This window comes from Rhizobium freirei PRF 81 (genome assembly GCF_000359745.1).
Lineage (GTDB): Bacteria > Pseudomonadota > Alphaproteobacteria > Rhizobiales > Rhizobiaceae > Rhizobium > Rhizobium freirei.
Genome location: NZ_AQHN01000065.1, coordinates 23772 through 44160 on the forward strand (window position 1 = coordinate 23772; position 20389 = coordinate 44160).

General features: G+C 61.2%; 18 protein-coding genes and 3 pseudogenes. 10 read left to right on the top strand and 11 right to left on the bottom strand.

The genetic code is table 11. The annotated features are described in order from the left end of the window. The first annotated feature begins 311 nt into the window (after positions 1 to 311). The 5 genes and pseudogenes from RHSP_RS16930 (at position 312) to RHSP_RS16955 (ending at position 5484) form a co-directional block, all read left to right on the top strand. On the top strand, positions 312 to 1055 hold the full coding sequence (locus RHSP_RS16930; protein WP_004119790.1) for an NYN domain-containing protein: 744 nt from the start codon (positions 312 to 314) through the stop codon (positions 1053 to 1055). 337 nt (positions 1056 to 1392) lie between these two features. Beyond that, positions 1393 to 2356, top strand: a pseudogene (locus RHSP_RS16935) (ParB N-terminal domain-containing protein); the annotation flags it as partial. A gap of 382 nt (positions 2357 to 2738) precedes the next feature. Further along, positions 2739 to 3326, top strand: a complete 588-nt coding sequence (locus RHSP_RS16940; protein WP_004119792.1) for a hypothetical protein — start codon at positions 2739 to 2741, stop codon at positions 3324 to 3326. Positions 3327 to 3627: 301 nt separating this feature from the next. Beyond that, positions 3628 to 4551 (top strand): ArdC family protein, encoded by a 924-nt coding sequence (locus RHSP_RS16950; protein ID WP_028755179.1) that lies wholly within the window; start codon positions 3628 to 3630, stop codon positions 4549 to 4551. A 624-nt stretch (positions 4552 to 5175) separates the two neighbouring features. After that, positions 5176 to 5484, top strand: coding sequence for a DUF736 domain-containing protein (locus RHSP_RS16955; protein WP_004119799.1), 309 nt, complete (start codon positions 5176 to 5178; stop codon positions 5482 to 5484). A 72-nt stretch (positions 5485 to 5556) separates the two neighbouring features. Here the strand turns inward: RHSP_RS16955 and RHSP_RS33710 are convergent. From RHSP_RS33710 to RHSP_RS16985, 6 genes and pseudogenes are all read right to left on the bottom strand, one after another. Then, positions 5557 to 5676, bottom strand: a pseudogene (locus RHSP_RS33710) (HU family DNA-binding protein); the annotation flags it as partial. 93 nt (positions 5677 to 5769) lie between these two features. Further along, positions 5770 to 7290 (bottom strand): group II intron reverse transcriptase/maturase, encoded by a 1521-nt coding sequence (ltrA, locus tag RHSP_RS16960; RefSeq protein ID WP_004119807.1) that lies wholly within the window; start codon positions 7288 to 7290, stop codon positions 5770 to 5772. A 610-nt stretch (positions 7291 to 7900) separates the two neighbouring features. Continuing rightward, positions 7901 to 8068 (bottom strand): annotated as a pseudogene (locus RHSP_RS16965) (HU family DNA-binding protein); the annotation flags it as partial. 121 nt (positions 8069 to 8189) lie between these two features. After that, entirely contained in the window at positions 8190 to 8801 is a 612-nt protein-coding gene (locus RHSP_RS16970; RefSeq protein ID WP_028755140.1) for an ATPase, read from the bottom strand. Next, positions 8782 to 9024 (bottom strand): hypothetical protein, encoded by a 243-nt coding sequence (locus RHSP_RS16975; protein WP_004119810.1) that lies wholly within the window; start codon positions 9022 to 9024, stop codon positions 8782 to 8784. The genes RHSP_RS16970 and RHSP_RS16975 overlap by 20 nt, the downstream gene beginning before the upstream one ends. 501 nt (positions 9025 to 9525) lie before the next feature. After that, entirely contained in the window at positions 9526 to 9783 is a 258-nt protein-coding gene (locus tag RHSP_RS16985; protein ID WP_004119812.1) for a WGR domain-containing protein, read from the bottom strand. A gap of 361 nt (positions 9784 to 10144) precedes the next feature. On the opposite strand from RHSP_RS16985, the gene RHSP_RS35145 reads away from it, so the two are divergent. Continuing rightward, entirely contained in the window at positions 10145 to 10321 is a 177-nt protein-coding gene (locus RHSP_RS35145) for a hypothetical protein (RefSeq protein WP_015342042.1), read from the top strand. A gap of 149 nt (positions 10322 to 10470) precedes the next feature. On the opposite strand, the gene RHSP_RS16990 is transcribed toward RHSP_RS35145, so the two are convergent. The 4 genes from RHSP_RS16990 to traC all read right to left on the bottom strand — a co-directional run bounded on the left by RHSP_RS16990 (position 10471) and on the right by traC (position 13767). Next, on the bottom strand, positions 10471 to 11049 hold the full coding sequence (locus RHSP_RS16990) for a thermonuclease family protein (RefSeq protein ID WP_004119813.1): 579 nt from the start codon (positions 11047 to 11049) through the stop codon (positions 10471 to 10473). Positions 11050 to 11281: 232 nt separating this feature from the next. Beyond that, positions 11282 to 13258, bottom strand: coding sequence for a Ti-type conjugative transfer system protein TraG (gene traG, locus RHSP_RS16995; protein WP_004119814.1), 1977 nt, complete (start codon positions 13256 to 13258; stop codon positions 11282 to 11284). Then, on the bottom strand, positions 13251 to 13466 hold the full coding sequence (gene traD, locus RHSP_RS17000; protein ID WP_004119826.1) for a type IV conjugative transfer system coupling protein TraD: 216 nt from the start codon (positions 13464 to 13466) through the stop codon (positions 13251 to 13253). Before traD ends, traG begins: the two co-directional genes overlap by 8 nt. 4 nt (positions 13467 to 13470) lie before the next feature. After that, positions 13471 to 13767 (bottom strand): conjugal transfer protein TraC, encoded by a 297-nt coding sequence (gene traC, locus RHSP_RS17005; RefSeq protein ID WP_004119828.1) that lies wholly within the window; start codon positions 13765 to 13767, stop codon positions 13471 to 13473. 256 nt (positions 13768 to 14023) lie between these two features. Between traC and traA the strand changes: the two genes are divergently transcribed. The 4 genes from traA to RHSP_RS17025 are packed head-to-tail and all read left to right on the top strand — an operon-like array spanning position 14024 to position 19675. Continuing rightward, positions 14024 to 17335: a Ti-type conjugative transfer relaxase TraA gene (traA, locus tag RHSP_RS17010; protein WP_004119830.1), complete on the top strand. Its 3312-nt coding sequence runs from the start codon at positions 14024 to 14026 to the stop codon at positions 17333 to 17335. Then, on the top strand, positions 17332 to 17898 hold the full coding sequence (gene traF, locus RHSP_RS17015) for a conjugative transfer signal peptidase TraF (RefSeq protein ID WP_004119831.1): 567 nt from the start codon (positions 17332 to 17334) through the stop codon (positions 17896 to 17898). Before traA ends, traF begins: the two co-directional genes overlap by 4 nt. Further along, complete coding sequence (locus RHSP_RS17020; protein WP_004119833.1) at positions 17888 to 19051, top strand: conjugal transfer protein TraB; 1164 nt, start codon at positions 17888 to 17890, stop codon at positions 19049 to 19051. The genes traF and RHSP_RS17020 overlap by 11 nt, the downstream gene beginning before the upstream one ends. Positions 19052 to 19066: 15 nt before the next feature. Then, a complete protein-coding gene (locus RHSP_RS17025; protein ID WP_004119835.1) occupies positions 19067 to 19675 on the top strand; it encodes a TraH family protein in 609 nt (202 codons plus the stop codon). A gap of 263 nt (positions 19676 to 19938) precedes the next feature. On the opposite strand, the gene RHSP_RS17030 is transcribed toward RHSP_RS17025, so the two are convergent. After that, the gene (locus tag RHSP_RS17030) at positions 19939 to 20175 is read right to left on the bottom strand and encodes a helix-turn-helix domain-containing protein (protein WP_004119837.1); all 237 of its coding nucleotides are present in this window, start codon (positions 20173 to 20175) and stop codon (positions 19939 to 19941) included. Between the last annotated feature and the right edge of the window lie 214 nt (positions 20176 to 20389).

The window sequence follows — 20389 nt, forward strand, 5'->3', positions numbered from 1 at the left end:
TCCTTCCGATCAAAAATTAATCATAGTGCACACAGCTGATGCACATGGCGGATTTCCTCCCAGTGCCGCCGCAGCAGCTGTTCCCCTCTGGAGGTTTATTGACCTTCACGCTTCATGGGCCGCGGTTTTCGCTGGCCCATTTTTTTTGTTCAGGTCATCCGACGATTTATCCGCGCACGATCCTGACGCGACTCCCCTTGCCAGCAAACTGCGCGTGGTCCGATAGCATCTGACACTTTCGGGCTTGTGAGGCATGGGCCCCTTGTCCATCTTGTGGTCTTCGGTCCATTAGGACAGATTGGAGCTATCGAATGCCTGAAACACGTTCACCGCGACTTGCTGTACTAATTGACGCTGACAATGCGTCGGCCAAGATCGTTGACGGCTTATTCGAGGAAATAGCCAAAATCGGCGAGGCGAGCGTCCGACGCATATACGGTGACTTCGCAAACGCTCGCTCGAAAGCCTGGATCGACGTCCTTGCCAGGCACGCGATCATTCCGCAGCAGCAATTTGCCTACACGACCGGTAAAAATGCCTCTGATATCACACTTGTGATCGACGCCATGGACCTCCTCCACAGCGGGCGCTTCGACGGCTTTTGCCTTGTTTCCTCCGACAGCGATTTTACACGCCTCGCCTCTCGGATCCGTGAGCAAGGCATCGATGTGTTCGGTTTTGGCGAGCAGAAAACGCCCGAAAGCTTCCGCCAGGCGTGCCGGAGGTTTATCTACACTGAAAACCTCCTCTCTTCAGCGCCTACAAATGGTGGCGATGCTACTCAGGCAACTCCTTCGCTCCAGCCGCCAAGTGCAGCGGCGCCGATCATCAGAAAGGTCATCGCGCAGATGGAGAGTGAGGATGGTTGGGTGCCGCTCGGCGCAGTCGGAACGCAGCTTGCGAACCTCTCTTCAGACTTCGATCCCCGAACATATGGATTCAGGAAGCTCAGCGACCTCGTGAAGAAGACAAATGCGTTCGAGATAGACCATTCGGACAGCAGACCTCTGCGCATCCGCGTCAAACAACCTTCTGCCAAGAAAAGCGCCAAGTGACGTTTAGTACGGGTCTCCATCAGCACGTTTTGGTTCGCCGCATCCTCCAAGCTTTGTGGTGAGAGAGCAAGGGATAGGCGAATGGAAATGGAAGAAAAGATGGAGGAAGACTACTCGCAGATCGAGTAGCCGGGCGTCGCTGACGCTCAACCGCGCCGCTCGCAATGGCGGCCACTGGTCCTCGCAGGGCTGTCAGCTCCGCTCGTCCTTCGCGGCAGCGATGCTCGGCCGCAGTTGCACCCGGCTGCCCGCTCCGCGCTTCGGGTCGTGTCTTCGGAAGGAATGAAGACGCGAAGGACAGGCAGAGGCCTGTCCAATCCTCGAAAAGGAATATCCCATGCAATTGATGAAGGTCGATCCGCGTGCGTTAAAGGACGACCCCGACAACACGCGCCAGTCGAAGTCGACGCCCCAGGCCGACGCCCTGCTTGGCGACGATCAAGGCCGTCGGCGTGATCCAGCGCCGGTCATTTCCCGGAAGCCGGCGGCAACGGTTACATCATCGAAGCCGGTCACCGCCCCACCAGTGTGGCGATCGCCGCCGGTATCGAGGAAATCGACGTGGTCGTGGTCGCGGTGGCCAACGACAACGGCGCGATGCGCTCGATGACCGAGAATATAGCTTGTGCCTTAATCCCATCGATCAATGCGCGGCATCGAGCGGCTGGTCGCGCTCGGCTGGACCGAGGAGGCGGTCGCCGTAGCGCTTGCCTTTCCCGTCCGCCAGATCCGCAAGCTTCGTCTGCTCGCAAACCTCTTGCCCTCCATGCTCGATCAGATAGCCAAGGGCGATATGCCGAACGAGCAGCGGCTCAGAACGATTGCGGCCGCCTCGCACGACGAGCAAAAAGAGGTCTGGAAGGCCCACTAGCCGAAGAAAGGCGAACGGCGGCCTGGTGGCAGATCGCCAACGGTCTCACAAAGACCCGTATGTATGCACGTGATGCAAGCTTCGGCGACGATCTGCGCCAGGCCTATGGGATCGAGTGGGCGGAGGACCTGTTCGGCCCTGCCGATGAGGACAATCGCTATACCACCAATGTCGAAGAGTTGCTTGGCGCCCAGCAGGAATGGATGGCGAGCAACGTGCCGAAGAAGGGTACCATCGTCGAAGTCAACAATTGGGGCCAGCCGGACCTGCCGAAGAAAGCCGAACGCGTCTACGGCAAGCCAGGCAAAGGCGACTGTACCGCGATCGCGAGGGCAAGGTGCACAGCGTCCACTGCCGGATGCCGGAGGTCAGGAAGCCCACCGGTCAGACCGGCCCGGCAGCTGATGGGGCGGAGGAGGCCCGTAACAGCCGAGGCCGGCTGATCCGCAAGGAGGGCGAGCGCAGCCTCGGCGCCACCAGCCTTTCGTGGGAGCGCCTGTCGTTGATTTGAGGACGTCACCTTCCTCCCCATGCCGGATTGCCCTTCGTTTTGCTGCGGTCTGAACCGGCGGCCGTGCGCTTCCAGGCCGCTATCGCGCCGCGGAGCGGCCGGACCCCGCCGTCCTTCACGGAGCAGGCTTGCGTGCTTTATCGAGGACAGGTTGCCCTCTTCGCACGCAAACCGGCTCCGCTCGTCCAGGAGGGGCCGGACCTTGAGGCGCCCGTCTTTCCGCCGGTCCGGGGTGACCGCACCGAAGGGCAAGCCGGCATGGGGCCGGAGCCGCTTCGGACGACCTCGAAAGGAAACGACCATGGCCAAGTCCACTCCCTCATCCCGGCAATCCACGCGTGTCGTGCAACTGCGCAAAGGCGCCACCGTCGACATGGTTCGGCTGACTTGCCCCGACGCCATGCAGGCGCTGAAGATCGCCGAGAGTTTCGGAACCGCCGTCATCGACAGCGACGGCATCCGCGACCTGCACGAGCGGCTCGTCACGGAGACAGCCGACGCGCTCGGCGACGGCCTTGGCGACAAGGCCATGCAGATCCACCTGCAACGGATCGTCGGCGCCTACGTCGGCTCCGCCCATGGCGCCGGCCAGTTCTACAGCCGCGCGGTCACCGAGGCACGCGATGCCACGGCCAAGGCCGCCAACGATGCCCGGGACGAGGACCTCGACGGTCCCGTCGGCTATGACAGCGCCGCCCAGCGTAAGCGCGAATTTGCCGCCGACATGGGCATACAGGCCCATTCGCTCAGAATGGCGGCGGAAGGCGCCGTCGCCGCCTATGTCCAGGTGATCGGCGAGAGCTGGAAACCGTTCGACCGTCCCGTCGAACAACCGGGCCGCGCGCTCGACCGCAAGGCTGCCGAAGCGCAGATCTCCGCCTTCGACTAGCCACTTCCGGCGGGGTTCCGGCCCCGCCTTTTCCATCAACTCGAGCCGGCCGGTTCCATGGCGGGACCGGCCTGTTGTCGTTTTGCGAACCCGGCCAGCAAGGAAAAAGAAATGAAGCCGATGGCACGCCCGTCGCCGCCCGTTCCTTCGTCGGGTCTGCAGGAGCCGCCGGCGGATGCAACGGCTTCGCCGTCCTCCACTGCGTTGCGGCTGTTCCGGTGCATCCACCGGCTGATCTGCTCCTGCTTTCGCCCTCCGTAACGGGCGGCGACGGGCGCGGCCTTGAAACGGAGGTTTGGATATGAGCAAGACAGAAAATCAGCGGGGCGATCTCTACAGCCGCATCACCGACAGGATCATCGAAGACCTGGCGAAAGGCGTGCGGCCCTGGATGAAACCATGGAATTCGGCGAACACGGCAGGCCACATTACCCGCCCGCTGCGTTACAACGGGCAACCCTATTCTGGCGTCAACGTGCTGCTTTTATGGTCGGAGGGTATCACACGGGGTTATACGTCATCCACATGGATGACGTTCAAGCAGGCCCTGGAACTGAGCGGCGCAGTGCGCAAGGGCGAGACCGGCACGACCGTCGTCTTCGCAAGCCGATTCACCAAGTCCGAAACCGACGGGAACGGCGGCGAGGTCGAGCGGGAGATCCCTTTCCTGAAAGCCTACAGCGTCTTCAACGTCGAACAGATCGACGGACTTCCCGACCAGTATCATCACCGGCCGGCACCGGTTCTCGATCCGGTTGAACGGGTTGGGCATGCCGATCGGTTCTTCCGCGACACCGGCGCTGCAATCCGCCATGGCGGCAACCAGGCCTTCTTTGCGCCTGCCGCCGATCTCATCCAGATGCCACCATTTGAGAGCTTCAAGGATGCGGCAAGCTACTACGCGACTTTAAGCCACGAGGTCACGCACTGGACGGCGCCGGCCCACCGCCTCGCTCGCGACCTCAGCCGCTATGCCAAGGACAAATCCGAGCGAGCCCGCGAGGAACTGATAGCGGAGCTCGGTAGCTGCTTCCTTTGCGCCGATCTCGGGATTGTTCCCGAGCTCGAGCCCCGCCCCGATCACGCCTCCTACCTCGACTCCTGGCTTAAGGTCCTGACCGACGACAGACGGGCGATATTCCAGGCGTCGGCGCATGCGCAACGGGCCGTAGCGTTCCTGCATTCGCTGCAGCTCGCCGCAGCCGACGAGCGGCTCGTCGCGTGAAGACTTGTCAGCGCCGGTCGTTGGCCTCGCCAGCGGTCGGCAACTCTTGCCCGTCGGTCGGGGGGCGCGTCACGATCAGCCGCGAGGTCCAGTTTGCCCCAGATCGAGGTTGTCCGGTCGATCGGCTTGAGCTTCCGGGACGGCTTGATTTCGACGATAAACGGCTTTGTCTGCTGACGTATAGATCCTCAGGCGACGGTTCGCGAGGCGCCGCGATAGCGCGGAGCGGGCAATGCAACGCCCTCACGCTGGGTGGTTCTGCGAGGTTTGGGCTAGGCATGTGGACAAGACAGCGGACTGATCGTTGTAGCGTCCGGGCAGGCACCGGGGACGGGCTGCCATTGCCATATCCCTTCGAGCACTGCAGCAAGCCACGTCCTTCGCGGGCTCGATGAGGCATGTCTGATCGAAGACCGGCTTCGCCTCGATCGTCTTCCCGCAACGGCCTTGCGAAACTTTCTTCCGCTGAGCGCGATGCGCTCATTCCTCGCGGAGCAACAAAGCTTCTCCTGGCCGCCCGCCATTTCATTTCGGCCCTACGGGTGCGGACCGATCGTCCCCGATCCTTGCGACAGCCATCGAGGCCGCGATGGGCGCGGCCCGAGACAGCAAAGGAATACGACAATGGCAACCATCGGCACCTTCACCACCTCCGAAACCGGCTTCAACGGATCGATCCGCACGCTCGCCCTCAACGTCAAGGCCCGCATCGCCCGCATCGAAAACCCCTCCGACAAGGGCCCGCACTTCCGCATCTACGCAGGCAACGTCGAGCTGGGCGCGGCCTGGCAGAAGCGCTCCGAGCAGGACCGCGACTACCTCTCGGTCAAGCTCGACGATCCGAGCTTCCCTGCCCCGATCTACGCGACGCTCACAGAGGTCGAGGGCGAAGAGGGCTACCAGCTGATCTGGTCCCGCCCTAACCGGGACTGACACGCAGACGGCCCCGCTAAAGCGGGGCCGTCGATCTCTCGGTTAAAGGCCGGCTCAGCGGTCCGCAAACCCTTACGTGTTCAAGGCGTCCTTCAGAGCCTTGGCAGGCTGGAAGCCCAGCTTTCTTGCCGCAGCAACCTTGATCGCCGCACCGGTCGACGGATTGCGGCCTTCGCGCTCCGGGGTATGCTGTCGGGTAGGAACGACCCGTTGCCGGGCCGCTCCTCCCTAAGAACTGTACGTGCGAGTTTCCCAGCATACAGCTCAAGCCTCCGCCAAGCCCTGTTAGACCAGAGCCGCCAGTTCCTGTGCATCGGTATGAGATGTGGAATCACCGGGCCGATCCGTAACTTCCGACGGCAGACCGCGCCTTCCGGCGAAGTAGCTGTCCCACATGGGATCGAAAGGATTCGCTTCGGCGCGGATTTTGCAGTGGCGACGTATCGGTACGTCGGATGCGTGGATGAGGCGGATGAACTTGAAGTTTCCTGCCTTATCCTTCATCCCGGTGCGGAATACCCAGTCTCGTGTACCTTCCCGAGCGAAGTAACGATACTTCACCCAGCGAAGCGGCTTGTCCGGGTGTCTACGACAGGCCCACTGCCAGAGACATTTCCAGATGAGATGATCGACCTTGCGAAAGGTCTCCTTCGCCACCTGGTTGTGATGATAATTGGTCCATCCCCTTATGACCGGGTTTAGCGACATTATCAGATACTCCTGCTTCACATCGGCGGCACCCTTGGTGATAGTTCGGATCTTGCGCATAAACGCCACCACGTTCTTCTTGGCGGGTTTGATGTGGGTATGCCCATCATATCTGCGCACGTTCCAGCCGAGGAAGTCGAAACCTTCCTCGACCCGCACGATGCGAGTCTTTTCTTCAGACAGAGACAGGCCCCGTTCTGACAGAAATTCCTCGACCATAGATTTCGCCTCCTCCAGCACTTCTTTTGAAGCACCTGTGACGACGAAGTCATCGGCGTAACGTATCAAGTGGACCTTGGTCAGGCTGTTGCGACGTCTTGGGCCGTAGAAGTCCCGTAACATCTTTTCCATTCCGTCCAAGGCCATGTTGGCGAGCGTGGGCGAGATTATTCCCCCTTGCGGAGTTCCCGCTTTCGTCGCGTGCCAGTCACCGTCCTTTATGTAACCGGAGTCCAGCCACTTCCGGAGCACCACCTTGTCCATGGGGATGTTGGCGATGAGCCAGTCCTTGCTGATTTCGTCGAAGCAGCCAGCAATGTCCGCATCCAAGACCCATTCCGCCGTGCCGCGCCCGCGCAGCGCGATAAAGCACTGCCGGGCCGCATCACGGGTTGCTCGATACGGTCGAAAACCGTACGAATTAGGGTCTGCCGTCGTTTCCGCGACAGGTAGCAGAGCGAGCAGGTGAAGTGCCTGCATGGCCCTGTCCTTCATCGTCGGAATACCGAGCGGACGCAGTTTCTTGCTGTTTGCTTTCGGGATATATACCCGCCTCAACGGCAAAGGATGATACCCACGCCGTTTGAGCGACAATAATCCTCTGACGCACTTATCCGGTGTGTCCCAGATGATCCGGTCCACTCCGGGTGTTCTCTTTCCCTGATTTCCAGTAACCCGTTTCACCGCAAGCGCCTTGCCGCTGAACGAGTGGGTCAGCAGCCGTTGCAAGGCTTTCACCTTGCCCCAGCGACCTTCCTTAACTGCCTTCGCAATACGCATCTGCAGCCGTCGCACGTGTTGGTAAGCCTTGCGCCAGTCAATCTGGCCCCAGCTCGCCGCTTCGCGGGAGGCCGCACCAGTCACTGTTGTGACCGTCATTTGCCTGTCCTCCTGCCGAGGGTTCTGCACATTCTCTCGCGACGGGAGACCCGTCGGAAGTCTGCTCCCTTTCGGGCGGGGTGATGTTGGCGAGCCGCAACCCCTGTCCAAACCATTACAGTCCGGCGTTCGCTTTCTCCGACATCCTCTGCCCGCACCGCCAACAACTTTCCTTGCGGTCGGCCTGCCCATTGCCGGGCGACGATGCGGGTTTACCGTGTTTCACCTAAATAACGCGGGCGGGTTAGACCCTGCCTATCCGCCGGCGGTCCTTCGTCCGTGTGCCTCCAAAGTGAAGAGAAGCATCCGACCGCACACCTTTTGGTTCAAGCCTGTCAGCATCTTTGGCTTGTCAAATTTCACGACGTTTATCAGCAGTTCATTTGCATTGATCATACCACCCAGCCTAGCGCCCCATCCGCATTGATGCTCGCAGAAGATGCCTCAGCCTCACGACATCGGCATGGCCCGAAGGCCCGGCTACATTGTCCCGGCAGCTTCAAACCGGACCGTTACCAGTCCCGCATGTGCCGGTAGGCTACTGATGACGGAACATCAGGTTTGTCCCGGAATATAAATCCCGTACAAACAATTACTTAGGCGACTTTCACGTCGCACTCACCTTGAATTTCCCGAAGCCGGGAATGAACGTCTCGGCGCCGGAGGTGGCAGCGGCCGTGATCGCCGCAAATACAGCTTCGACGATCGCCTTTCCCTGCACCTTCGTCAGGCCGTGGTCTGACGCGATCTTGTCAGCGATTTCATTTGTCGTGGTCATCGATTTCTCCTCGTTTCAAGAAGGAAATCATTTCCACCGGAGCCGCAGCCTGTCACGCAAACACCTATCTGGAGGCCAGACAATCGACGGTTCTCCACAGAAAGTGCGGAATCACGACTCCTTATTCGGTTGCGATGGACCGAACCGCTTTGGCAACGACCTCCAGAGCGTGCACGTCGAGTTCAATGACCCCATCAGACTTCTCGCCGATCGTTTTCGGCTTTGCGCCGCTGTTGTCCCAGATCCAGGCCTTGTCGGCTTGTTCCAGAAACCAGGGAAATTGCTCAAGGGACCGTTGGTACCGCTGGCGGACTTTTTCGTCGGGTACCGGATGTCCGCCTTTGGCTACGCGCAACTTGATCCGCTCGATCGAGCGCTCGGGGCTATCGACGACGACATATAAGAACCAGACCGCGAATCCGAGCGCCTTCGCCGCTACCACGAGACGTCGATACTTCTCTGTCGACAGGACTGTTTCGACGCCGATTGTTTTGTGGACGTTGATCGACGCTTCAAGCCAAGACTCGATCCGTTGAACCGCGGTTAGGTTGGCTTCCAGCGGCGGTCTGGACTCGACTTTGCTGATTCTGGCAGCCAGTAGATCCGGATTTACGATCCAGACTGAGCGACCTTCCATTTCAAGGTCGGCATTCTCGTACACGCTGCTTTTCCCAGAGCCATTTGGCCCGGCGATGATCAGGAAGACTGGCTGCTCAATCTTCGATGGGAGCACGATCAAGGACGCCAGTTACAGCCTTGTTCTCGCGACGCGCCTTGGCGACATTCTTGCTGAACACGTAGCTCAGATCTTTTCCGAGCGTCTTGCTCTGCGCGTCGATCGTCCGAACAGTCAGAAACTGCCCGGTACCTGCGTCACGCACGCGTTTCTGCGTGACCGCGGTATCGCGTACGCCGACTTTGGCACTTCCAAATTTTTTGACGACGACTTTGGCCATGTCTGCTCCAACCTTTCCGCAAATATAGCAATCATTTTCCCACCCGAAAAGAGCCTGTTGGCTTTTGACTGGAGGGTGTGCGAGCCTTGCTATGAGAGCGAACGGCTTCACGTTGAAGGCGAAGCAGCCGAATCGCATTGCGAAATCTACCAGGCGTGGGCCGCCACTGTCATGTCCCTTTGTCTGGTTATTCGTGGCTCCAGGGGCGCCTCGATGGGGCACGTCTGACGCGGACCGGCTGCGCCTCGCTCGCTACCCGCAACGGCGCTTCGAAATTTTCATCACCAACCGGGACTGAGCCGGAAACGCCCCACCGTGAGGCGGGGCCGACTGGCCAGATAGGCAAGCCGACGACAGACATCGAGCCTGCCGCCGGCTTTTTCGGTGCGATACGGAACCGGAATATGTTCGGCGTCAAGATCCCGTTCTTCGTCGAGATCGAGATGTCCTTCGAGACCGACTGGAACAGGCGCCGATGAGGCCCGCTTCGGCGGGCCATTCTCATGTTGGCACGGAGGTGCGTGGACGATAGCCGCGCTTTCGTTTCTGCCGCAGCAGGTCGAGAAACAGTTCGACTGCTTCCTCTTCCCGCCCGAAATGGTGGACCATCATCTGACCCTTCGTGCCGATGCGGCCCCATTTCCGGAGCAGGCAGACATCCCCGAACAGGTTGGGCTCGATCGACATGGCGTAGTAGCGCGCCATGTTTCTGGCGGCGTCAGAGCGTTCGACATAAAGATGGTACGGTTGCGCGATCATGAGACAAGAATCGCCTATGCCGGGAATCGCGTCCAACGAGACTTATGAATCGGTCGGCAAGGATCGATTCATATCGCTGATGACCTGCGACCGGACACGATGGCCTTGCTCGAATTTGCCTGATGACGGTCCGTGCGGATGGCGACCATCGATAAGGAACTTAAACCAATTCCGCGGGATTTCCTTTCGAGGCTGGGCTTGGCACAATGAGCGTCTTCGACTGCCGCCGACATCAGATGATAGAGGTTTAATTTCAGGGAGCTTCGCTTTTTTTAGGCGTGCGCTGGCGCAGGTTTCTCACTTCGCCGGGATTTCACCTCCGAGAAGATCATAAATTTCGAAAATAGCATGAGGATGTCACATGAAAGGCTATCTTCCCTATGTCATCGGCGCATTGTTGGGCGCCATCGTCGCGGTCGCTGTGTCCATTCTCTTCGGCCTTGATGGGATGTTCCAGCTTGCGGTCTTGGCGCTGCTGCCGGTTCTGGGTGCTGCGCTGGTCGAGCGCTTTTACTATCGCGGGTCACGAGCGCGCTAACGTGACTATCAACAGATGGATATCGGGCCTCGGTCGTGCAAAGCCGACGGTTCTTGGGCGAGACGCCTGCGGCGCACGGCTCTATTCGCGATGCTCACGGTGCCCGAAAACGGTCTCCGCCCATCCAGGTGCGATCCTCTCGCAGCCCCTCACCCGCACCATCCATGTCTTGCGCCGTCCCAGCGCCGGGCAAGACCTTCATCGATGAGGCGGTCGCCGAGCGAGCGCCCTTCCCGTGTAACGGTCCGGAGTTTTCGGCCATACTTGTCCTCGTCCCGCAAGCCTACTGACAACGAGAACTTGCCGGCGTTCAGAAGCGCCAGCAGGCGCGCTTTCGCTGCCTCGCCCTTGATCCGTTCCGCCTCGCAGCGCGGTGGGCTGAGCTCCGGCGTGTCGATGTCAGCGATGCGGATTTTTTCTCCCCCAAACCAGAAAGTGTCGCCATCGACGACGCAGTTCATTCGCACGCTCTCGCCGCACAACGAAAACGTGGCCTGCGACGTATCCGTTGTCGGCGCCTTGGCCAAAGCTAAGATGCCAGAAAGATCGCCGGCGCCGGCAAACGCAAACCATCCGCCTGCTCCAATGATGATGGCTGAGATGACCGCCATCAGCGACTTGCGCGGGCCGTTCTGTCCAGTTCGGAATTTTCGCTGCGGCCGATATCGATCGCTCCCGCGGCCGGATTTGCGCCGCGGTCTCAACGGCACCACATTCGATTTCGCCACGTGCCTGTCCTCTGCTGTTCGCATCAATCTACGTCGAGCCCGGTTTCTTCTGTCTTTACGAACAAGCCGGCCTCAGATGGAGTTTAGGAGCGGGCGCAGTCGGTCCCGCCTCCCCGGTGTGGGCCACTATGTTGAGGCTCCTGCGGCTGCGCTTTTTCCCGCTCCTTGCACGACGAGAATTCCAGAAATCCCGCCCTTCGGCGGACGCCCACGCTGATTTCTCCGATACTCTTCATTGTTCTCGATCGGCCTTGCTCGCTGCGCTGCGCGCCGGCCGATCGGGCGAATTCTCTGCGGGGTTCGCTGCTTTCGAAAACGCTCTCGCGCCCACGCACCCCTTCATATCGTCACGCCGAAACCAGATCGCGCGTCCGCATCTGAGCGGCGCGTTTCCGGCGGTGAAGACGATCTGCTCGTCGGCCCGCATGCGCAGCACCTCGTGCGGCTGGATCAGCGGCCTGGCGGCGAGTTGCTTCGACCGCGTGCGCGACGATCCTTTCGATTGGACACTGCGGCTGACCTGATCGATCTCGACGGTCGTCATGCCGCAGCGGCGTGAGATGTAGTCGGCAGTCTCGGGATCGTTGATCGCGGCGAATGAAATCCAGCTTGCGCTCTCGAACCATTTGCTCGCCGCATCGCGGCCGCCATAGGTCTCGCGCATCTGGCCGATCGACTGGTAGATCATGGTCAGCGTGATTCCATACTTACGGCCGGCGTCGCGCGCGGTCTCCAGGATGCGCATGTAGCCGAGGCGCGCCACCTCATCGAGAAGGAACAGTGCCCTTCCCTGCATCTCTCCGTTGCGGTTGTAGATCGCGTTCAGAAACGCGCCGATGATGACGCGCGCCAGGCCCGCATGCGTCTCCAGCGTCTTGAGATCGATGTTGATGAAGACATCCGTCTTTCCGTCCGCCAGATCGCTCGTCGAAAAGGAAGTTCCCGAGACCAGCGCGGCGTAGTTCGGATAGGACAGCCAGTGCGTTTCCTTGACCGCGTTGGCATATACGCCCGAGAAGGTTTCCGGCGTCATGTTGACGAAGGCTGCGACATTCTCCTTGACGAAATCCGAATTCGAATCGTCGTAGATTTCATGCAGCCGCTGGCGCAGTTGGGGCTCTGGCTCGGACAGGTTCTTGCGTACTTGCCGGAGTGTCTGGTCGTTTTCCGTCGTGTGGCCTGAGAGGCAAACGTCGGCAATGAGAGCCGTCAGCAACTGCAAGGCCGAGGCGCGGAAGAAGTCGTCACGGACCCCACGCGCGCCACCGCTGTCGCTCATGATCCACGATGCGACGGAGGCGATATCCTCCTCTTTCGTTCCCCCGAACCGGCCGATCCAGTCGAGCGCGTTGAAGCCGATTTCCGAGTGTTTCGGATCGAGCACGAAGACGTCGCGGTTGGCGTCGCCACGGTGCTTCAACACCATTGGCGCAACCTCGTTCGAAGGATCGAGGACAACGAGCGCGCCACCCCACTTGAGCGCCGTCGGGATCGTGACCGATGTCGTCTTGAAGCCGCCGGATCCGGCGAACACGATGCCGTGCGACGAGCCGAACGAGCCGTCGAAGCAAAGCAGCGGCGACTTGCCGCCCGCTCCCCAGCTCGCGGCGCTGTCGGCGCGAAACGATGGTGCCGCGATGCTATCCCGGTCGACCCGGTAGCGCTCGCCGATGACGATGCCGCCGCTCTCGGCAAACAGCTTTTCGGCTTGCGATAGTTTCATCCAGTCGGCCTCGCCGTGCAGCGCCCGTTTCCCAACGATGCGCTTCGGTTCGGCCCTCGCGAATGTCGCGTTGCCGGCAATCGCCACACGCATGCCGAACAGCGCCGACATCAGCACGGCAGCAGCCCCGATCGCCGTCGCGGGATCGAGATAGTTGAAGACGGTTTTGCCGGCCGGGACTTGTTCGAGATACGCGGAGAGCCTCGATGCCTCGCGCAGGACCGCTAGGACGAGCGTCGCTGTCGCGCCCGTGACAACGCCCCATCCTGCCGTCCTGATCCGCGCGGAGCCTGCGCTCGCAAACAGAAAGATGATGCCGACGACGGACGCGGCGACATAGGGCAGAGCGATGCCGGCACGGCCGAGCATCTGCCGGGCGGCATCGCTCTTGCCGAAGTGGGATAGCCACAGTTCGGTCCCGGTCATGCCGATGGCCATCAGCATCATCAACGCGCATGGCGCTACGAACAGCAGGATCCTAGTCATCTCTCTCTCCGAACGCTTCAGCACCGAGTGCGGCGAGCCGTGAGCGCTCCTGTGCGTCTCCCTTCAGGCGCGCGGCGGCATCGATGAGGAGCCCGAGCAGCAGCGCGCGCTTCTCGTAGCGCAGCCCCGCCTTGATGATCAGGCCGCCGAGCTCGATCTTTTCGCGCGTGTCCTTCTTGCGGGCATCTGATGTCGTGGATCTTCGCATCCGCTCAAGCCTCGCCAGTCCTGCCCTCAGCCGTACCAGGCGGGTTCTGCGCGGCGGGCGCGCTGCCCTCGCCTGCGCCGCTTGCCCCCTTCCCTCCGGTCGAACGGACCTTGCCTCCGCGAAAGCGTTTCGCCAGATCCTCGAATGCTGCCTGCAGTTCACCCTCGTCGATCTCGATCTCACCGAGCCCGGCTTTAAGCGCGATCCGGCCGATGCGCTCGGCCTCCCGGGTCTCGGCGAGCTTCAATTGCTCCTGGAGCCTGGCGATTTCGTCGCGGATTTTCGAGGATGGTTTCTTCATGTCCGGATGTCTCCTTGGGTGCGAAAGCTTGTCTTTCGGACCCCATCTTCCGGATGTCGGTGCGGAACGCACTACTGTGAATCCTACAATCGCCAAGGGCGATGCTTTCGTGGATGATCCCGGCCGCTCGACAAGAGCGGCATCCGAAGGGCGCAATTATACGTCGCTGGCGCGACGTTCTTTTGAGAGCGCCTGGCGGAGCCGATCTCGCTGGCGAACATGTTGATTTTGCTCGGAATCGGGAGAGAATTCCGCCGTGGCCGTTCCTCATTTCTCCGTCAGCATCGTCGCCCGCGGCTCCGGCCGCAGCGCTGTGCTGTCGGCGGCCTATCGGCATTGCGCCAAGATGGAGTACGAGCGGGAGGCCCGCACGATCGACTACACCCGCAAGCAGGGCTTGCTGCACGAGGAGTTCGTCATCCCTGCCGATGCGCCGTCATGGCTGCGGACGATGATTGCCGACCGATCCGTCTCCGGCGCGTCGGAAGCGTTCTGGAACAGTGTCGAAATCTTCGAGAAACGCGTCGATGCCCAGCTTGCAAAGGATGTGACCGTTGCGCTGCCGATGGAGCTCTCAAGCGAGCAGAACATCGAACTGGTGCGGGATTTTATCGAGCGTCACATCACGTCGAAGGGCATGATCGCCGACTGGGTCTATCACGATGCACCCGGCAATCCGCATGTGCACCTGATGACGACGCTCCGGCCGCTGACCGAAGACGGGTTCGGCGCCAAGAAGGTTGCAGTGACCGGCCCTGGCGGCAAGCCAGTGCGCAACGATGCCGGCAAGATCGTCTACGAGCTCTGGGCCGGCAGCCTCGACGATTTCAATGCCTTTCGTGACGGCTGGTTCGCCTGTCAGAACCGGCACCTGGCGCGCGCCGGCCTCGATCTCCGCGTCGACGGCCATTCCTTCGAGAAGCAGGGGATCAATCTGACGCCAACCATCCACCTCGGTGTCGGCGCCAAGGCGATCGAGCGCAAGTCGGCGGAAGCCGAGCGGGCCCCTTCGCTGGAGCGGTTGGAGCTGCAGGAGGAGCGCCGGGCCGAAAACGCCCGCCGCATTCAGCGCCGTCCCGAGCTCGTGCTCGACCTGATCACGCGGGAGAAGAGCGTCTTCGACGAACGCGACGTTGCCAAGATCCTCCACCGCTACATAGACGACGCTGGCCTCTTCCAAAGTCTGATGGCAAGGATCCTGCAGAGCCCCGAAACGCTCCGGCTCGAACGCGAGCGGATCGAGTTTTCAGGCGGCCTACGCGTGCCGACGAAATACACGACGCGGGACCTCGTCCGGCTGGAAGCAGAGATGGCCAACCGGGCGATCTGGCTGGCTCAACGCTCTTCTCACGGCGTTGCGGACGCTGTGCGCGAAGCCACCTTCGCCCGCCACCTGCGCCTGGCGGACGAGCAGAAGACGGCGATCGCACATGTTACCGGCGGCGAGCGCATCGCTGCGGTGATCGGACGTGCAGGCGCCGGCAAGACGACGATGATGAAGGCGGCGCGCGAAGCCTGGGAAGCGGCCGGTTATCGCGTCGTCGGCGGGGCGCTTGCGGGCAAGGCCGCCGAGGGCCTGGAGAAGGAAGCCGGCATTCTCTCCCGCACGCTGTCATCATGGGAACTGCGCTGGAACCAAGGCCGCAATCAGCTGGACGACAAAACCGTATTCGTTCTCGACGAAGCGGGCATGGTGTCGTCGCGGCAGATGGCGCTGTTTGTCGAAGCGGCGACCAAGGCCGGCGCCAAACTCGTGCTTGTCGGAGATCCGGAACAGCTCCAGCCGATCGAAGCCGGCGCTGCCTTCCGCGCCATTGCCGACCGCATCGGCTATGGCGAACTCGAAAACATCTACCGCCAGCGTGAACAGTGGATGCGCGAGGCGTCGCTCGATCTGGCCCGCGGCAATATCGGCAGAGCCGTCGAAGCCTATCGCGCCCAGGGCCGCGTCAGCGGAGCCGATCTCAAGGCCGATGCCGTGCAGGCGCTGATTGCCGATTGGAACCGCGACTACGATCCGCAAAGGTCGAGCCTCATTCTTGCGCACTTGCGAAGAGACGTGCGCATGCTCAACGGCATGGCTCGCGCAAAGCTCGTCGAACGCGGTCTCGTCGCCGACGGTTTCGCCTTCCGGACCGAAGACGGGCACCGAAAATTCGCGGCCGGCGACCAGATCGTGTTCCTGAAGAACGAGGGCTCGCTCGGCGTCAAGAACGGTATGCTGGCGAAGGTCGTGGACGCGACGCCCGGGCGTATTGTCGCGGAAGTCGGAGACGGCGAACACCGCCGCCAGGTCACGGTCGAACAACGCTTCTACGCCAATCTCGATCACGGCTATGCCACCACGATCCATAAGAGCCAGGGTGCCACCGTCGATAGGGTGAAGGTGCTGGCTTCCCTCTCTCTCGACCGCCATCTCACTTACGTGGCCATGACCCGTCACCGAGAGGACTTCGGTCTCTACCACGGCCGCCGATCTTTCGCCAAGGCAGGCGGCCTGATCCCGATCCTGTCGCGCAGACAAGCCAAGGAAACGACGCTCGATTATGCGAGTGGCCGCTTCTACGCCCAAGCCCTTCGCTTCGCCGACGCCCGTGGCCTTCACCTCGTTAACGTCGCACGCACTGTCGTTCGCGACCGGATCGAATGGACCGTCCGGCAAAAGTCGAAGCTCGCCGCGCTTGGCGCTCGTCTGGCGGCAATCGCCCGCAGGCTTGGTCTGTCCGCCGGCGCGGCCAAGACCAGTCAATCGCACAGCATGCAGGAGGCAAAACCCATGGTATCGGGCATCACCACGTTCCCAAAATCGCTGGAACAGGTCGTCGAGGACCTGCTTGCAGCGGACGCCGGCTTGAAGAAGCAATGGGAGGAAGTCTCAGCGCGCTTCCATCTCGTCTACGCTCAGCCGGAAGACGCGTTCAAGGCTGTCAACGTCGATGCGATGCTGAGAAACGAAGCGGCGGCGAAATCGACGATCACCAAGATCGGTTCCGAGCCGGAGACCTTTGGTGCGCTGAAAGGCAAGACCGGGATCCTTGCCGGCCGCGCCGACAAGCAGGCCCATGAGAGGGCCGTCACCAATGCGCCGGCGCTTGCCCGAAACCTGGAACGCTATCTGCGGCAGCGCACGGAGGCGGAACACAAATATGACGCCGAGGAGCGCGCCGTCCGCATGAAGATCTCTCTCGACATCCCGGCGCTGTCGCCGGCGGCAAAGCAGACGCTCGAACGCGTCCGTGACGCCATCGATCGCAACGACCTTCCCGCAGGACTCGAAAACGCGCTCGCCGACAAAATGGTGAAAGCCGAACTCGAAGGTTTTGCGAGAGCCGTATCGGAACGTTTCGGGGAACGCACCTTCCTACCGCTCGCCGCCAAAGACATGACAGGTCAGACCTTCCAGTCGGTGACCTCGAGCATGTCTGCCGGGCAGAAGGCGGAAGTGCAATCGGCCTGGAGCACGATGCGAACGGTGCAGCAACTTTCCGCGCATGAGCGCACGACCGAGGCGTTGAAGCAGGCCGAGACGCTGCGGCAAACGAAGAGCCAGGGGCTCTCGCTCAAATGACGCGTCCGGGTCGAACACGCGAGCGAGCCATGGCGCAGCGAAAACAAGCTGCCGTCACTTCATCGGTTTCTGCTGCCGCCATCGCAGTGATCGGACTGGCCGGTCTATTAGGCAGCTATCGCATCAATCTTACGCCGAGCGAGCCACTTGGCCTCTGGCAGATTGTCCCGCTCGACCGTTCGCCTGGTGTGGACGACCTGGTGTTCATCTGCCCACCGGACACAGCCGCCATGCACGAAGCGAGGGCGCGCGGCTATCTCCGCTCCGGACTTTGCCCCGGTCATCTCGCGCCGCTCATCAAGTCGGTGGTCGCGGTCGCCGGCCAGCGCGTCGAGATCGCCAACGAGGTGACGGTCGATGGGCGCCTGGTTCGTGCTTCCACTGTCGCCGAAAAAGACGGAGAAGGTCGGCCGCTGACACGGTTTTCGGGCGGCGTGGTACCGGGCGGTGAGGTCTTCCTGCATTCGGCCTTCGCCGGCTCGTTCGACTCCCGTTATTTCGGGCCTGTGCCGACATCCGGCATTCTCGGTCTGGCGCGTGAGGTGCTGACCTATGCGCCATGACTGGGTTTGGCCAACGCTGCTTATCATCGCCTCGGTCGGCGTCGGATCGGTGGCATGGAGCGGCCACGTGCTGTTGTTGCCGGTGGCGCTCGGCTTTCCCGTCCTCTGGTCGCTGTCGAGAACGAAAAAGACGGCAACCTTGGTTTCCGCAGCATATTTCCTGTCGGCGTCGCGCGGCCTGCCGCAAGGCGTGGCCACCTTCTATGCTGCGGATATCTGGCCGGGCCTGCTGCTGTGGCTGGCTGCCTCGGCCAGCTTTGTCGCGGCGCATGCGCTCCTGTGGACGAAGGAGGTTGGCCTTCGTCCGGGCCGCTACGTCCTGGCGGCCGTACTGATGGTGGTTCCCCCTTTCGGCATTACCGGCTGGGCGCATCCCATCACGGCCGCAGGCGTGTTGTTTCCGGGATGGGGATGGTGGGGACTGGCCGTCACGACAGCCGGCTTGGCGGGCCTCGTTTCCCGCCTCTGCCCAACTGTCGCCATGGGCCTTATAGGCTTCTGGCTTTGGTCCGCCGCTTCGTGGACGGACCCGAAGCTACCGGAAGCCTGGCGGGGCGTCGATCTCGAATTGGGTGCGTCGGTCGGGCGGGACACCAGCATGGCCCGCCACCGTGATCTAATTGCAACGGTGCTTGAACGAGGGACCGACGGTGTTCGAACCGTCATCCTTCCTGAAAGTACGTTGGGCTTCTGGACGCCGACGGTCGAACGGCTTTGGATCCGCGCGCTATCAGGGCATGACACGACCGTTCTCGCGGGCGCGGCAGTCGTTAACGCGGCCGGATACGACAATGTGGTGGTTGCAATCTCCGCAGATAGCAGTCGGATCCTCTACCGGGAACGGATGCCGGTTCCGGGCTCGATGTGGCAGCCCTGGCAGCCGCTCTTCGGCGGCAACGCCGGAGCGCAAGCGCACATCTTTGCAAATCCTGTCGTCGCGCTCGGCTCCGGGCGGGTGGCGGTGCTGATCTGCTACGAGCAACTGCTCGTCTGGCCGGTCTTGCAATCGATGCTCGGCAGTCCGGACGTGATCGTTGCGGTCGGCAACGGCTGGTGGACCAAAGGCACGTCCATTGTCGCCATCCAGCGCGCCAGCACCGCCGCCTGGGCAAAGCTGTTTTCCAGGCCAGTCGTTTTTTCTTTCAACACCTGATGCCGAGGAGGTCCCATGCTCGACGCCGCCCTTATCAAAGACTGCGCCGACCCTTCACTGAAACCCGCGATCGTCGAGCAGTTCGTCGCGGCGGCGGGCTCTGCCGATCCCCTTGCGGTGACCGTGCGCTCGGGAGGGCGGTTGATCCTGGTGCCCAAGGCCAGATCACCCGACGAGGCGATGGACATCGTGCGCCAATATGCCGGCAACGCTGTCGTTCGTGTCGGTCTGACGCAGTTTCCAGCCGGTGTGGGCGTCAAGGACCTGGCCGATCTCAAAACGGATTTGGTCGATGCTTGCCAGAACCTGCGCAAGGGAACGGCGATGTTCGCCAAGGTCCTGCGCATTGTTGCCAAATGGTACGGCGATCCGAAGAGCGATGACGTCTTCCGCCAGATTTTCGAGGATGCGCTCTATGCGTGGAAAGCCGGCGAGTTCGAGGGCGTCGGTGTGTTTCAAGCGCAGGATCCAGGAGCCTCCATCGAATTGCCTCGGCAAAGCGAAGCGCGGTCCGTCGATGAACCGCCAGCCACCGCGACCACTCCCGAGATGCGGACGAAGGTGAATGAGGTTATTGGCCAAGCCGGAATTCGGATCGATCTTTCGAGGATCGGAGGCAAATAAGCACTCGAGTTTCTTACGTCGGAAACGGCGCGACGGATGGAACATCCCCGGCATGCATAATCATCCTCGTCGAAAAGTTGAAGGGCAATTCCAAAGTGCCAACGCCACAGGCGAAAAAGGGTACCGCGGAACGTTCGCCGGATGGCATGACCTTTTATGGCCGCATAGCAATTCCTCCAGAGCCTGTCGGACATTCGGGGTTGAGGACGCGCTGAGCATTGCGTCCTTGTTTGCCTTGTTTTCGGTTCCCAGCCCTGTACCCGTCATCTCAGTGGCTCAATTTTTGTCTCAGGCCGACGTTTCAGCAGTTCAGACGCCTCAACACCTAAGACCGTCGCCAGGCGATCGACAACGTCGATGCTTGCATTATAGACACTGCGCTCCAAAGAACTGATATAAGTTCGATCGATGCCTGCCTCAAACGCGAGCTCTTCTTGCGACAGGCCTTTGGCTTGACGCGCGGCTTTCAGATTCCGTGCAAACACCTCTCGAATCTCCATGCTGGAGAGAGCAGCGGCTTGCAGAGTATTTCTCCACGGAGTATTCTCTACAGCCGTATTCCGGATATGGAATGTTCATACGAATCAGGGTGATTAGGCGTTCACTGATGCCCTCTTCTTGCGAGCAATGAATTGTCGAGTTTGTAGCCACCCATCTTACTGAAGGATGGGATCTATTCTGCAAAGCGTATACGCTACCGGAAGGTCTCGATCC